We start from the raw sequence: 15,162 nt of genomic DNA, 5'->3' as shown, positions 1-15,162 counted from the left end.
TTGACAGTTTGTCCCGCGCCGTGCACTATGCGATCAACACCTGACAGATCATCTGACAATCCGATGAAGTCGCCGGTCTGGCATCCCCTCTTTCCTTCGACATCGACCAATTTCGTCTTCACATCCTCCCCGGACAGTTCCGGGGCAGATTCTGCCGGCAGTTCTTACTTTTTTCCCCTGGGTGAAACGAGCCACATCATGAGAGTCTCAACTCGTCGGACTGGATTCACACTGATTGAATTGCTGGTGGTGATCGCCATCATCGCAATCCTGATCGCCCTCCTCCTCCCCGCCGTCCAGCAGGCGCGCGAAGCCGCCCGCCGGACGCAGTGCAAGAACAATCTGAAGCAGCTCGGACTGGCGCTCCACAACTACCACGACACCTTCAATCGCTTCCCGCCCGGGACCATCAGCCGGTCGGGAAGTCGATTTGGCGGCCCGGAATGGCCGTACTTCCTGCATTTCCTGCTCCCGAACATGGACCAGACGGCTGTTTACAACGAGTTGTCCAACGACTGGGGACGCCCCGCCCCCTGGATTAACGCTGCGGCCTGGCCGGCCACGCTTCGGGGGGCCCTGGGAGCGCTGCAGTGCCCCAGCGACGGACTGGGGGGCGCCGTCAAGTTGTCGGGCGGAAGCGTGCCGCTGCCGTCGAGCAACTACCTGGGGTTCTTTTCCGGAGTCAACGACGGACAGACCAACCTTGATGCCCTGCCCACCCGAACCGTCTTTGGCGTGAACCGGGGAGCCGGATTCCGCGACATTATGGACGGATCGAGCAACACGATGCTGGTCGCGGAGTACCTCACCGGGACGTCCGACGACTGGCGCGGCTGGTTCTACACGAACCGCGCCGGCGCACAATATCTGCACGCCACCAATCCGCCGAACAGCAAGGCCCCGGACAATCTGCTGGCCTATCCCGCCGCCTGCACCACCACCACCAATCTGCCGCTGATGAATCTGCCCTGCGTTCCCGACGGCAATACCGACAACAACTTCGCCACCTCCCGCAGCCGGCATGTCGGCGGCTCGCACGTCCTGCTGGGCGACGGGGCAATTCGCTTCGTGAGCGAAAACATCTCGCTGACGACGTGGCAGAACCTGGCGTGGATGGCCGATGGCAATGTTCTCGGGGAGTTCTAGAGTCATGCCGTTTACAATTCGACAACTGACCCTGCTGATCGTCATCGGCGGGACCGCTGCCGTAAATGCGGGCTGCGGCAACTCGGGTCCGCCGCGCGTTGCCGTCAGCGGCATCGTCACCCTGGACGGCCGCCCCATCGAGCAGGGAGCCATTTCTTTCGTTCCGGCCGCAGACTCGAAACAGCCGAGCGCCGGAGCAGAAATCTCGTCCGGGGAATACAGCATCCCCGCCACCAGCGGACCATCGGCTGGTAAGTACCGCGTCGAAATCCGGTGGTCCCGGCCGACCGGGAAACAGGTCGAACTAGGATCACCCGCCCCGCCGGGAACCCTGGTGGACGAAGTGAAGGAGGCGATTCCCGCCAAGTACAACAGCCAGTCGACGCTGGTGGAGGAGCTCGAACCGGGGGAAAACTCGCTTCACTTCGACCTGACGTCATAACGACGCGGGCCTGCCCAAGCAGCCGGAAACGATGACGCAATCAGCTCGAACCGCCGCCAATCCTGGCGGCGGTTTCGTTGTTCAACAGCGCCAGCCCGCGATCGTCCTTGAGTTGCACGCCGCTCAGACGCCTGGTCCGCGAGGCGGACAGGAGATAGTGCAGCGTGTCTGCCGCCTGAGGAATCGGCAGGCCGGCGGGACGGATGTTTGAGACGCAGTTGCGCTCGGCGTCGGTTCGGCCCGGTCGCGGATTGTGGGCGAAGTAGGCTCCGAGACTGTCGGCGGTTCCCAATCCCGGGCGTTCGCCGAGGAGCACCAGCGAGATCCGCGCGCCGAGAATTTCTCCAACTTCATCGGACACCGCCACCCGGCCGTGACGGACAATGACCAGCGGGGCAATCCGCCAGCCCTCCGAAGCGAGACGCGGCAGGAGTTCCTGCAGCAGTGCCGGGGCTTGAGCGATGACAGCAGGGGCGGACAGGCCATCGGAGAGTGTCACCGCCAGATCGAAACCGTCAGCGGGTCGCACGACCTGCCGTAGAGCCTCCCGGCTGGCCGCATCGAGCCGACGGCCCAGGTCCGGACGACGGAGAAATTCGGCCCGATCGACGGCGTCGGTCGCCAGGCGAAGCACCTCGAAGCCCAGAGGCCGCAGAGCACCGGCGAGCCGGTGGTCGTCAAACGGAGCATGGACGGCGTCGCGAGCCTGGGCATGTGCCTGCCCGAACGCCAGGAGTTCGCGCGTCGGGAGACTCCCGCCCGTCCGGCCGAGGGCGATCCGGGCGGCGGTGAGCCGCCGCAGAGACTGCCAGGCGTCAAAGGGCGTCTCGGGCATGATCAGGCTCCTGCCGACTGCAGGAGGCGATGCCGGGGTTCGAGAGGACACAGCCGCCCATCCACGTCGAGAATACCCGCCTGTCGCAGCCAGGCCTCGAACTCAGGAGCCGGGCGGAGTCCCAGGACCTGCCGCAGATAATGACTGTCGTGGAACGAAGTCGACTGGTAATTGAGCATGATGTCGTCCGCGCCGGGGACGCCCATGATGTAATTGCAGCCGGCCAGGCCCAGCAGTGACAGGAGCGTGTCCATGTCGTCCTGGTCGGCCTCGGCGTGGTTCGTGTAGCAGATGTCGCAGCCCATTGGGACGCCGAGCAGCTTGCCGCAGAAGTGATCTTCGAGCCCGGCCCGGATGATCTGCTTGCCGTCGTAGAGGTACTCGGGACCGATGAATCCGACGACGGTGTTGACCAGCAGCGGCTGGTAGCGGCGGGCGACGGCGTAGGCGCGGGCTTCGAGGGTCTGCTGGTCGACGCCGTGATGGGCGCCGGCCGACAAGCACGAGCCCTGGCCGGTTTCGAAGTACATCACGTTTTCGCCGACCGTGCCTCGCTTCAGTTCGAGCGCCATCGCGCGTGCTTCATCGAGCAGAGCCAGATCGATGCCGAAGCTGCGGTTAGCGGCCTCGGTCCCGGCGATCGACTGAAAGACGAGGTCGACGGGCGCGCCGTGCTGGATGGCCTGCATGGTGGTGGTGACGTGCGAGAGAATGCAGGACTGTGTGGGGATGTTGTGGCCGGTGATCCACTCGTCGACGAGTTTCCAGAGGAGGATCGTGTTGCCGACGTTGTCGGTCGCGGGATTAATGCCGATCACGGCGTCGCCGCAGCCGTAGCAGAGTCCGTCGAGGATCGAGGCCGCGATGCCGCGCGGGTCGTCCGTGGGATGGTTGGGCTGCAACCGGACGGCGAGTCGGCCGGGCAGCCCCAGCGTATTGCGGAAGCGAGTGACGACCCGGCACTTGCTGGCGACGAGGACGAGGTCCTGGTTGCGCATCAGCTTGCTGACGGCGGCGACCATTTCAGGCGTGAGGCCCGGAGCGAGGCGGCCAAGTACGTCGGGCGTGGTTTCATAGCGCAGCAGCCAGTCGCGGAATTCGCCGACGGTCAGGCTGCGGACGGGGGCGAAGGCCTCGGCGTCGTGCGAATCGCAGATCCAGCGGGTGACTTCGTCGTCTTCGTAGGGGATCACCGGCTCGGCCAGGAGTTCGTCTAAACGAATGTCCGCGAGGACCATCCGCGCGGCGACCCGTTCTTCGTCGCAGGCCGCGGCGAGGCCGGCGAGCTCGTCCCCCGAGCGACGCGGGCTGGCTTTGGCGAGGACCTGCCGCAGGTCGTCGAAGACCCACGTGCGCGATCCCAGCGTGCAACGGTAGCGGGCCATGATCAGGCGGTCTCGACAAGTTCGACGGCGGCTTCGTTTGCGGCGACGTCCGGTTGCCAGTGGACGACGATGCCATAATACGCCGCCGCGACGAGGGCTGCGAAGGCATACCAGAGGGTGACGGACAGCAGCGGCTCGGCGAAGGAAAGATTCTGCCAGAGCATGGCGGCGAGGCAGACCGCGGCGATGGCTTGCGCGGTCCGCGGGAAGATGGGATACCAGGGCGTGCGGAACGGGCGGGGGAGATCGGGTTCGCGGGTTCGCAGTCGAACCAGCGCTTCCATCGAAAGGACGTAGAGCGTGACGGCCCCCATTGCGGCCAGCGTGATCAGTCGGCCGGTGTCGAGAAACAGGATCGACGCGGCTCCAATGGCAAGATTGAGCAGCAGGGCGTTGGCGGGAGCGTGCGTGCGGGGGTGGACTTTGCCGATCCGGCGGGGCAGAAACCCGGCCCGGCCCATTTCGAACAGCGCCCGGCTGGCGATCAGGATGATCCCGTTGAGGCTGGAGATCAACCCCAGCGCCCCGACGCCGATCAGCAAATGGTAGAGCGTGTGATTCGACGAAAAAACCTGGCCCAGCGCCAACGGCAAGGGGCTGTCGGACATCGGCGCCCCCTCGCGCGGGACCAGACCGGCGGTGGTCTGAACGAGATCGCCCGGTGACCAGACGATCTGTTCCCAGCCGCCGACGCCCACGGCGCAGACCAGAACGCAACTTGCCAGAACCACCAACGTCGCGAGGGCCGAGCCGAAGCCGATGGCAACATCGCGCTGGGGATTGCGAGCTTCCTCGGCGGCGTTCGCGACCCCTTCGATGGCCAGATAGAACCAGATCGCAAACGGCAACGCGCCGATGATGCCCCAGACGCCGTTCGGCAGACCGTTCGCGGCGAATCGCTCCAGGCTGACATGCGGGGCGGCAGCGCCGGTGAAGAGCAGAATTTCGCCGACCGCAAACAGTGTCACGATCAGTTCGAAGGCCGCCGCCTGCTGGACGCCCCAGAGGTTGAGGGCCGTGAAGGCCACAAACGCGACCAAGGCCACCATCCGCGGATCGGTGCCGGGACGCCAGGTGGCGGCATACGCGCCGATGGCCATGGCAATCGCCGGCGGGGCGAAAATGAACTCGACGACCTGTGCGACGCCGGTGAAATATCCGCCGCAGCGTCCGAGGCCGCGGACGCCGTAGACGAAGCCGCCGCCGGCTCTGGGAATGGCGCAGGCGAGTTCCACGTAGCTCAGGACGAAGGTGATGTACATCGTCGTCACGATGACGAAGGCGATGAGCATGCCGAGCGAGCCCCCCAGCGGGAGACCCAGATTCCAGCCGAAGTACTCCCCGGAGATCACATAACCGACACCCAGCCCCCAGAGGCTGAGCGGTCCGAGCGTGCGTTTGAGCTGGGGCGGAGCGGCCGTAGCGGCGGACATGCGCAAGTCCGGTTGGGGGGCATGAAGTGCGAGAGATCCCCGGCTGCAGGCAGAACGTGTGGCGCGCCAGACTACTCGGTGTGAGCCGTGCGAGGCAATGCAGGGAAATTCGAGAGACCAGAGACGAGAGCCAGCGAAGACCGTCGGAGTCCTCCCGCCACTGACCACGGACCACGGACCAAATTCCGCGCTCGCTGGTTTGACGGAGTCGGGGCCAGTGTCGACACTCCACATCCGAAGCCTCCGCGCGCGATGGTCGGTTCCGTCGTGCGTCGGCCGGGGCTGCGTTTCTGCCGACGACAGGATTGCAATGGATCCGCTGCCGCTCCTCAAGGATCTGGTCGCCATTCCCAGCGTCAACCCGATGGGACGGGACGTGACAGGGCCCGAGTACCTGGAAACTCGGGTGACGGCGTACCTGGTCGACGTCCTCACCAAAGCGGATGTGGCCTGGGAGCGGGTCGAAACGGCTCCCGGCCGGGCGAACGTCCTGGCCCGCCTCGACGCCGAATCGGCCGATGCTCCGACGCTGCTGCTGGATGCCCACCAGGATACGGTCCCCACTGACGGGATGGTGATTCCGCCGTTCGATCCGGTCGAGCGGGACGGCAAGCTGTTCGGACGCGGGACCTGCGACGTCAAAGGGGGGATGGCCGCCATGCTGGCGGCGTTCCTCCGGCTGTGCAAAGACCGTCCTTCGGGCCGGCCGCATGTCGTCCTGTCGCTGACCTGCGACGAAGAGGCCACCAGCCTGGGGATCAACCACCTCGTCGACGCCTGGCTCGGCCGGAAGCCGGCGTACAAGCTCTGTCCGCAGAAGCCGACCGCCGCGATCGTCGCGGAACCGACGCTGCTCGACATTGTCGTCGCCCATCGCGGAGCCTACCGCTGGAAGCTGCGGACGGAAGGGGTGGCGTGCCACAGTTCCCGGCCGATGGACGGCGTAAACGCCATCTACCGGATGGGGAAGCTCCTGGGGGTGCTCGAAGAGTTCGCGGCGTGGCTGCCGGGCTCCCGACCGGCCCATCCCTTGTGCGGACCGGCGACATTTTCCGTCGGCCTGATCGCCGGAGGAAGCAGCGTCAATGTGGTGCCGGACGGGTGCGCCATCGACATCGACCGTCGCGTGCTGCCGGGCGAAGACCGGACGGGGCTGATCGAGGAGGTGACGAACTTCCTGAAGGCACGGACGGACATCCCTTTTTCGAACGATCCGCCGTTCGTGAACAGCCCGCCGCTGTCGGATGATCTGAACGGCGCTCTGGCCGAGGCCCTGATGAAATCAATCGTTCCGGTGGTTGGCCCCAAGGCCAAGATCGGCGTGCCGTACGGGACGCACGCGTCCCGCGTGGCGCTGGCGCAGGTTCCGGCCGTTGTCTTTGGGCCGGGAGATATCGCCCAGGCGCATACGAAGGACGAGTGGATCGAGATCGAGCAGCTCCGGCAGGGGGCCGAGGTGTACTACCAGTTCTGCGCCGACGGGGCGGAGCGGCTGCGGTAATTGCTCCGACGGTTCAAAGGCGGAGTGAGTCGAGTCTTCGAGGCTCACCACGACTTCTGCACGTGATGGTGAGCCTCGAAGACTCGACTCACCCTACTTCGACTCGGTAGTCTGGCTGCAAGGAGTATCGAGACATGCATGGGACGGAGTTCCTGCGGCAGCCCCCGGCGGAGATTCCGGCCATCGTGGTGCTGTCCGGCGGGCAGCGGCATCTGAAGACGAACGTCCTGCAGCAACTGCGGACAGCGGCGATCGGGGACGACGAGTCGTCGCTGAGCCGGTTTACAGGCAAAGACGTCGATCTGCAGACGATTACCGACGAGTTGCGGACTGTCTCGATGTGGGGCGACCGCCGGCTGGTGCAGATCGACGACGCGGAGGACTTCGTCACGAAGAACCGCGCGGGTCTGGAGAAGTACGCCGAGAAGCCGTCGAAGAAGGCGGTGCTGGTTCTGGACGTGAAGTCGTGGCCGAAGAACACCCGGCTGGCGAAACAGCTCGCGAAGACGAACAGCGAGATCGAGTGCAGCAAGCTGGAGGGGGCGGCCCTGATCAAGTGGCTGCAGGAGACGGCCCGCACGACTTATGGCAAAACGCTGGCCCGCGAGGCGGGGCCGCTGCTGATCGAGCTGGTGGGGGAAGATCTGGGGCTGTTCGACCAGGAATTGTCGAAGCTGGCGTCTTACATCGGCGAGCGGGAGAAGATCGAAGAGGCCGACGTCCGGACGCTGGTCGGCGGCTGGCGGACTGAGACGACGTGGGCGATGACCGACGCCGCTCGCGACGGGGATCTGAATGCGGCGTTCGCGGCTCTTGGGCAGTTGCTGACCGCGGGTGAAGCGGCTCCTAAGCTGGTGGGGGGCATCAATTACGTCTTCCGGAAGTATGCCCACGGCACGGAAAATTCCCGGCGAATGCCGCTCGACGAGGGGCTCCGGGCGGCGGGCGTCTTTCCGCGGGATGTGGGGATTGTGACCGGCTACCTCAAGCGGATCGGCCGGGCGAAGGCCGAGCGGATTCTGGGCCGGCTGCTGGCCACCGACAGCGGGCTCAAAGGGGGGAGCCGGTTGCCGGACCGGATGCAGCTCGAGTTGCTGCTCCTGCAGTTGTCGGGACGCGGAGATTGACAGGACGAAGCGGAGCATCGGAAGTGTGCGTTCCCGGGCAGAGCCTGGAGACGAGGAAATAAGGTATCGTTCTCGTGGCGCGAATTGGCATCTATGGCGGAACGTTCGATCCGATTCACATCGGCCATCTGATTCTGGCCGAGCAGTGCCGGGAGCAGTGCGAACTCGACGAAGTCTGGTTCGTGCCGGCGGCGCAGTCGCCGTTCAAGTCGCCCGCGGAGCAAACGCCGGCGGAACAACGATATGGACTCATTTCCGTGGCAATCGCGGTCCACCCTGACTTCCGGGTGTCGCGGTGTGAAATCGATCGTAGCGGTCCTTCATGGACGGTCGACACGCTGGAGATTCTGCATGCCGAGAACCCGGGGCGGGAGCTGTTTCTGCTGATGGGAGCCGATTCGCTCGAGAGTTTTCCACAGTGGCGTCAACCCGAACGGATTGCTGAACTGGCAACGATTGTCGGCGTGAATCGCGGCGACCGGCCATTGCCGGAGCTGTCGCCGCTGGGGAAGCTGGCCGAACGGGTGCGGATCGTGAAGATGCCCGGAATCGACATTTCCGCCACGGACATTCGGGAGCGAGTCCGGACGGGCCGCTCGATCCGATATCTCGTGCCGGCGGCGGTGGAGCGACGGATTATTTTTGAGGGGATCTATCGCGCCACTGCAGACTGAGATGGCGAAACGCGCAGACAGGACTTTCTGTGCCACCTGGACGACACCTTGCCGGCGGACCAATGCGCCTCGAACTTCCCACGCTGCAGAACTGGAGCTGTCACAATTGTGCCGGTTGCTGCAGACAGCACCTGATCGAAGTGACCGAGGAAGAGCGGCAGCGGATCGTATCGCAGGACTGGACGCCGGCGGACGGGGTCCCCGCCGATCGGCCGGTGCTGGTCTGGCATGCCGGACCGCCCTGGAAGAAACGCTACCGGCTGGGGCATCGATCGGATGGCGGGTGCGTCTTTCTGAACGAACAGGGCCTGTGCCGGATTCATGCAAAGTTCGGTGAAGCGGCCAAGCCGCTCCCTTGCCGGATCTATCCATACGCCTTCCACCCGGCGGGGGGACGTCTCGCAGTGAGTCTGCGGTTCAGTTGCCCTTCTGTGACTGCCAATCGGGGCGCTGCGGTCGCGGCGCAGCGCCCGGAATTGACCGAACTGGCGACGCTGGCCGTTCCCCAAGGGGCTGAGAATCTGCCGGCGCCGCGACTGACGCGAAGCGAGCAGGTTGGTTGGGACGACTTTCAACAGTTCGTGACGGCGCTGGACGAGTCATTTGCCGATCCGACGGCTCCGTTGCAATTGCGTCTGCTGCGAATTCTGACGTGGACCGGAATTGTCGAGCAGTCGCACTTCGCGACGGTCCAGGGGCAGCAACTGCAGGAATTCCTGGGAATCATTCGACAGGCCGCGGCGGTCGAACATGCACGGTTTCCAATGGCTGTGGAGCCCTCGCGCGTCGCCAGGCTGGACTTCCGGATCCTGGCCGCGGCCTACACCCGGAAGGATACGGTCGATCAATTGAACTCGGGCTGGGGGGGACGCTACCGGCTGTTGCGGGCGATTTTGCGGTTTCTCCGCGGAACGGGAGAGCTGCCGGCCATGCAGGAGGACTTGCCCGCAGTCCGCTTCGAGGCGCTTGAGGGGCCGATGGGCCGGCTGACTCCAGGAGTGGAGGAACTGTTCGAGCGGTATTTCCGGGTGAAGACCCAGGGACTGCACTTCTGCGGTCGCGGCTTTTACGACGCACCGTTTACGGAAGGGGTGGCGAGTCTGGTTTTGATGTTCCCCATCACGCTCTGGCTGGCCCGCTGGGTGGCGGCGGGGAAGGGGCGTACTCAACCCAGCGACGACGATGTGAATCTCGCACTGAATCTTGCGGATCACAATCACGGATTCTCGGGACTGCTCGGCCAGGGGCACATGCAAACCCGTGTCCGACGACTGGCTCAGACAGGCGGGCTGGCGTCGCTGTGCACGTGGTATGCACGCCCGACGTAGGGGCTCCCGCCTGCCGAACTGCCAACTCGCTTCGAAAATACTGGACTGCCCGCTCCCCGCCGGAACGTCTGAAGTGCTGTATCTCGTGTGACAGTCATTGGTTCCGCAACGATCAATTCCGTGAAATCGCGACTTGAGCTTGCTGCAGGACGGATTGGCGAGCTAAGCTTGATATCAACGTGCTGACATGCCTGCCTGCGACGATCCGCTCGCCGGGTCACCCGCCATTGACGCCTGCCCCGAACTGATGCTCTCCGGAGAGACTGACCATGTCTGATCCGCTGGATGCCGCGGAGGCCACTCCGCGTCGCGGCTTCCTCAAGTCGTTGGCCACGCTGGCCATCGTGGGAACCGCCGTTCTGTCTCCGTTCGCCGCCGGACTGGCGTTCTTCCTGGATCCGCTGCTGAAGCGACGCGAGCCGTTCCGCGGCGCTGAGAACGGTTTTCTGTACGTCGCGAATGTCTCGCAGCTCCCGGCTTCGGGAGAACCGGTCCATTTTGCGCTGCGGGCCGATCGTGTGGATGCTTGGAACATCTTTCGAAATCGGACTATTGGATCTGTTTATCTGAGACTGATGGGGCCGGGGATCGTGCTGGCGCTGAACGACATCTGCCCGCATCTCGGCTGCAAGATCGAGCTCAAGCCTGCGGACAAAACCTTCCTCTGCCCGTGTCACGGAGCGCATTTCAAGCTCGACGGCGAACAGATCACCCACATCGCTCCGCGCAGTATGGACACCCTGCTCGTCGACGTACGCAAAGATGGCGGCGTCTGGGTGAAGTATCAGGAATTCGAGGGCGGCAAGACCCAGAAGGTGGAACTGTGATCAACAAGCTGTCCGCCTGGTTCGATGAACGCACCGGCTGGTGCACCGCGTGGGGCCGGTTTCTGGAGTATTCGATCCCGGGCGGGCCGCGCTGGCGCTACACCTGGGGCGCCATGCTCGCCTTCACCTTCTTCCTGGAGGCGGTGACCGGCCTGCTGCTCTGGGCTGCCTACAGCCCCGGCACGCAGACCGCCTGGGAAAGCACGTTCTTCATTCAGCACGAACTGACGCTCGGCTGGCTGATCCGCGGCGTGCACCACTACGCCGCCCACACGCTCATGGTCCTGCTGGGACTCCACTTCCTCCAGCTCATTGTGTACCGGGTTTATCTGCAGCCGCGGGAAGTCAACTTCTGGGTCGGCCTGGCGATGCTGCAAGTCGTGATGCTGATCTTCCTGACGGGCTTTCTGCTGCCGTGGGACCAGTACGGATATCACGGTTCTGTCGCCCGCAACAAGATCCTGGGAACCGCTCCTTTCGTCGGACAGCCTGCGCTGACCGTGGCGCAGGGTGGCAAGATCATGGGCAATCAGACCCTGACCCGGTTCTTCGCGCTGCACGCGGGACTCCTGCCGGCGATTGCGATCGGGTTGCTCGTCGTCTACTCCAGGCTCGTGTTCCGGCACGGTCTGGCGGTCGGCGAGAAGACCAGATCCGAGCCGGCCGTCCGCTACTGGCCGGATCAGGCTCTGCGAGACGGCTTGGCCTGCCTCGGAGTTCTGGCAATCGTGGTCGGGCTGACGGCCTGGGTTGGCGCCCCCTTGTGGGGCCCCGCCAACAACGTCGACTCCTTCGGTGCAGCCCGTCCCGAGTGGGAATTCTTGTTTCTGTTCCGCTTCCTGAAGATGGAGTTCATCCAGAAGCACGGCGTGGAGGTGGGGGCCGTCTACATCCCGACGCTGATCGCGGGCGTGATTGTGCTGATGCCGTTCATCGGCCGCAGCCGGGCGGGACACATTTTCAATCTGTCGTTCCTGGGCGTGCTGCTGGCGGGAATGGGCTACCTCTCCTTCATCGCGGTGAAAGAAGACGCGGCTGATCTGGAATACCAGGCGGCGTATCACGAGGCCGAGCGGGAGGGCCACCGGGCGGTCGAACTGGCGTCGGCGCTGGGAATTCCCGGCGGCGGGGCGATGGAGTTGGTGCAGCACGATCCGCTGTTCATGGGGCCGAAGCTGTTCGCCAGGCGGTGCGCGAATTGCCATCGCCTGGACGGCAAGAACGGCCTGGGGGCCGACGTTTGGAAAGTGACTTTCAACCCGGATCATTCCAAGAACTTTGCCGTGGATCCGGCGACGGCGGCGGATCTGGGAGGGTTCGGCTCGCGCGAATGGATGTTGAAAGTCCTGACCGACTACGACGCGACGTTTGAACCGCTCAAGAACGCCACGCACAACGGAAAGAACGTGGGCGAGCGTTTCCTGACCGGAGACATGGCGAGCTGGTGCAAAGACAACGCAGAAGTCCTCAAGCAGCCCGCAAACGCCGCCAGTGTCAAAGCCCTGGTTGAATTTCTGGCAGCCCAGAGCGGCCGGAAGGACCTGCAGCCCTATGACGCGGCGCTCGTCGCCGCCGGGCGTGAAGTCTTTGCGTCCGCGACTCTGGCGTCCGGATCGTTGTCGTCGGCATGCATCGATTGCCACGGTATGCATGTGGCCGGCGAAGAAACGGCCCTGAGCGAGAATTCCGGAGCCGGAGCCCCCACGCTGACCGGCTATGGCGGTCGGAAGTGGCTGATCGACTTCCTGAAGCAGCCGGGGCACGCCGACTTCTATGGTGACAACAACGCCATGCCGAGCTTCGAGCAATCGATGTCGCCGCAGGAGATCGAACTGCTCGTCGACTGGATGCTCGGCGACTATTACCGTCCAGAGGCCTCGCCGTCGAAGGCGGAGTAGTCGGGGCCCGAGAGTGGCCTCCGCGACGATGCCGTTTATTCCGCCGACTTCCCAAGCGGACGGATCCTGCATTCTTCCGGCATCGATCGCGAAGGGGCGGTTCCTGTCCGCCCGCATTGCGCCAATCCCTCACGGCAGCTTGACTCCCTGCGGACGTTCGACGATTCTGCGTGCTCACTCGGCACGGAGGACGTATGAGCGACATTGCGCCGCTGTTAGAGATCGACGGACTCAAGACCTGCTTTCGCACGGACGGGAGCGTCGTCAAAGCCGTTGACGGTCTGGCGCTGAAGATTCGCCCCGGACAGACGCTAGGCCTGGTGGGCGAGTCCGGGTCGGGCAAGTCAGTCACGTCGCTGTCGATCATGCGGTTGCTGCCGGACGTCGGCGCGTCGATCGAAGGGGGCAGCATCTCCTTTCTCGGACGAAATCTCGTCCAGTTGCCGATCGCCGAGATGCGCAAACTCCGCGGCCGCGACATCAGCATGATCTTCCAGGAGCCTGGGACGTCGCTGAACCCGGTCTATCGCGTCGGCTGGCAGGTCATGGAAGCCATCCGGCTGCACCAGAAGGTCTCGGTCGAAGAAGCTCGCGCACGGGCGATCGAACTGTTTCGGGAAGTCGGCATTCCCGAGGCCGACCGGCGGATCGACAGCTTCCCGCACGAAATGTCCGGCGGGCAGAAGCAGCGGGTCATGATCGCGATGGCCCTGAGCTGCAATCCGAAGCTGCTGATTGCGGATGAACCGACGACCGCCCTCGACGTGACAATTCAGGCCCAGATTCTCGACCTGATCCGCCGACTGCGGGATGAACGGGGCATGGCCGTGCTGTTCATCACGCACGACCTGGGGGTCATCGCGGAAATCGCGGACGAAGTGGCGGTGATGTACCGCGGAAAACTGGTCGAGTACAAACCGGTCGTGGAGCTGTTCCGAAATCCGGAACATCCCTACACCCGCGGATTGCTCGCGTGCCGACCGCGACTGGAAGCGACCCGCCGCCGATTGCCAACCGTTGCGGACTACATGGAAAGCTCGACCGGACCGGATGGCGAACTGCTGATCGTCGAAAAAACCCTCGGTCCCGAACGGCTGGCAGAAATCGAAGGCCGGGGGCGAGGCCGACTGCTCCACCCGGAGTCGGAACTGAAAGCAGGCGGCATCGAGTGGAAGCCGGCAGACGATCCGGCCGGGACCGCGTTGGTTCCCGAAGGGACGCCGCCGCTGCTCGACGTCCGCGATCTGCAGGTGTATTACCCGATCCGCAAGGGGTTTTTCCGACATGTGGCCGGTTTTGTGAAGGCTGTCGACGGGATCTCGTTCAAAGTCTACAAGGGCCAGACCCTCGGGCTGGTCGGCGAATCGGGCTGCGGCAAGACGACCACCGGCCGGGCTCTGATGCGGCTGACGGCGATCACCGGCGGAGACGTGACATTCGACGGACTCCGCTGGAGCTCGTTGCGAGGGAGGGAACTGCGGTCCCATCGCCGTCGGATGCAGATCGTGTTTCAAGATCCTTACAGTTCGCTGAATCCCCGCATGACCGTCGAAACCATGCTGACGGAAGCGATGGCGGTCCATCGGCTCGGTGCGTCGGCCCGCGACCGACGGGATCGGGCCGCCTCACTGCTGCACGAAGTCGGGCTCCTCTCCGAGCATCTGGACCGTTATCCCCACGAATTCAGCGGCGGGCAGCGCCAGCGCCTCTGCATCGCACGGTCGCTGGCCGTCGAGCCCGAGTTTCTGATCTGTGACGAATCGGTCTCGGCCCTGGACGTCTCCGTGCAGGCTCAGGTGCTCAATCTGTTAAAGGACCTGCAGGAAGAGCGAGGATTGACGTATATCTTCATCAGCCACGATCTGGGCGTGGTGAAGTTCATGTCGGACATGATGGCCGTGATGAACGCCGGGAAGATCGTCGAGTTTGGCCCCTCCGACCGGATCTACGCGAATCCGGCGAACGAGTACACGCGCCAGTTGATCGCGTCGATTCCGCAGGCCTCGCTCGCCGCGATTGAGCGCCGGCAGTCGGACCGGGTGGAAATGGCCGTCCGGAGACGCTGATTGCGGGATCCGGGTTTACAGAATGGCTCGCTGGCTGACCGCGGTAATCGCCATGTAAACGACCGGAATCAATCACGATTCGTCGTATCGGCCCGAAAGCCCGCCCGAGCCTCATGCTGCCGCCTGACAACGTGTTCGGGAACTGAAACACGGCCCCTGGCGCACTGTCGATTCTTCTCAACACAAAAACGAAACAAACTCCGGGTCAGCAGGCTCGTTCGCGATGGTGCAAATCATCCGGAGATCGCAGGGCCGATTGCAGCGGTTGTGCGAATTCCGCCGACCGGCAGGAAGTCCGCTCAGATCTCGCAGAAATGCCCAACCGCTGATCTGATCATCGTTTGCGACTTTACGCCAGATTGAGGTCGCCACGCGAAAGCCTGCCGGTCATGCCAGGGGCCGCTTCGCGGCATCGCGTAACATTCAGTCGGGCAGGACTGCGATTCCGCCCATCCCTGTTGATGGAATGCACCACCGGACCGGCCCGGCGCTCCTTCGAA

General features: G+C 64.2%; 12 protein-coding genes. 9 read left to right on the top strand and 3 right to left on the bottom strand.

What is annotated here, in order from left to right; genetic code table 11:
• Positions 1-198: 198 nt before the first annotated feature.
• Together SH412_RS03000 and SH412_RS02995 are read left to right on the top strand one after the other, a co-directional pair.
• Positions 199-1,146 (top strand): DUF1559 domain-containing protein, encoded by a 948-nt coding sequence (locus SH412_RS03000; protein ID WP_336522026.1) that lies wholly within the window; start codon positions 199-201, stop codon positions 1,144-1,146.
• A 4-nt stretch (positions 1,147-1,150) separates the two neighbouring features.
• On the top strand, positions 1,151-1,588 hold the full coding sequence (locus SH412_RS02995; RefSeq protein ID WP_336522025.1) for a hypothetical protein: 438 nt from the start codon (positions 1,151-1,153) through the stop codon (positions 1,586-1,588).
• 40 nt (positions 1,589-1,628) lie between these two features.
• Here the strand turns inward: SH412_RS02995 and eutC are convergent, their stop codons facing one another.
• From eutC to eat, 3 genes are read right to left on the bottom strand one after another with little or no spacing between them, the layout of a single operon-like run.
• A complete protein-coding gene (eutC, locus tag SH412_RS02990; RefSeq protein WP_336522024.1) occupies positions 1,629-2,423 on the bottom strand; it encodes an ethanolamine ammonia-lyase subunit EutC in 795 nt (264 codons plus the stop codon).
• A 2-nt stretch (positions 2,424-2,425) separates the two neighbouring features.
• Positions 2,426-3,808, bottom strand: a complete 1,383-nt coding sequence (locus tag SH412_RS02985; protein ID WP_336522023.1) for an ethanolamine ammonia-lyase subunit EutB — start codon at positions 3,806-3,808, stop codon at positions 2,426-2,428.
• A 2-nt stretch (positions 3,809-3,810) separates the two neighbouring features.
• Positions 3,811-5,241 carry an ethanolamine permease gene (gene eat, locus SH412_RS02980; protein ID WP_336522022.1) on the bottom strand — a complete coding sequence of 477 codons (1,431 nt, stop codon included), beginning with the start codon at positions 5,239-5,241 and terminating at the stop codon, positions 3,811-3,813.
• Between the two features lie 310 nt (positions 5,242-5,551).
• Here eat and SH412_RS02975 point away from each other — a divergent pair, with 310 nt between their 5' ends.
• The 7 genes from SH412_RS02975 (at position 5,552) to SH412_RS02945 (ending at position 14,662) form a co-directional block, all read left to right on the top strand.
• Positions 5,552-6,742, top strand: coding sequence for a M20 family metallopeptidase (locus SH412_RS02975; protein WP_336522021.1), 1,191 nt, complete (start codon positions 5,552-5,554; stop codon positions 6,740-6,742).
• A gap of 134 nt (positions 6,743-6,876) precedes the next feature.
• Entirely contained in the window at positions 6,877-7,869 is a 993-nt protein-coding gene (gene holA, locus SH412_RS02970) for a DNA polymerase III subunit delta (RefSeq protein ID WP_336522020.1), read from the top strand.
• A 74-nt stretch (positions 7,870-7,943) separates the two neighbouring features.
• Entirely contained in the window at positions 7,944-8,543 is a 600-nt protein-coding gene (nadD, locus tag SH412_RS02965; protein WP_336522019.1) for a nicotinate-nucleotide adenylyltransferase, read from the top strand.
• A gap of 62 nt (positions 8,544-8,605) precedes the next feature.
• Positions 8,606-9,871, top strand: a complete 1,266-nt coding sequence (locus SH412_RS02960) for a YkgJ family cysteine cluster protein (RefSeq protein WP_336522018.1) — start codon at positions 8,606-8,608, stop codon at positions 9,869-9,871.
• A gap of 269 nt (positions 9,872-10,140) precedes the next feature.
• Positions 10,141-10,698, top strand: a complete 558-nt coding sequence (locus SH412_RS02955; protein ID WP_336522017.1) for a QcrA and Rieske domain-containing protein — start codon at positions 10,141-10,143, stop codon at positions 10,696-10,698.
• Positions 10,695-12,596, top strand: coding sequence for a cytochrome b N-terminal domain-containing protein (locus tag SH412_RS02950; protein WP_336522016.1), 1,902 nt, complete (start codon positions 10,695-10,697; stop codon positions 12,594-12,596). Before SH412_RS02955 ends, SH412_RS02950 begins: the two co-directional genes overlap by 4 nt.
• Before the next feature lie 194 nt (positions 12,597-12,790).
• Positions 12,791-14,662, top strand: a complete 1,872-nt coding sequence (locus SH412_RS02945) for an ABC transporter ATP-binding protein (RefSeq protein WP_336522015.1) — start codon at positions 12,791-12,793, stop codon at positions 14,660-14,662.
• The last annotated feature ends 500 nt before the right edge of the window (positions 14,663-15,162 follow it).

This window comes from Planctellipticum variicoloris (genome assembly GCF_030622045.1).
GTDB lineage: Bacteria > Planctomycetota > Planctomycetia > Planctomycetales > Planctomycetaceae > Planctellipticum > Planctellipticum variicoloris.
Note: the sequence above shows the minus strand (reverse complement) of the source record. Positions and strands in the feature narration are given on the sequence as shown.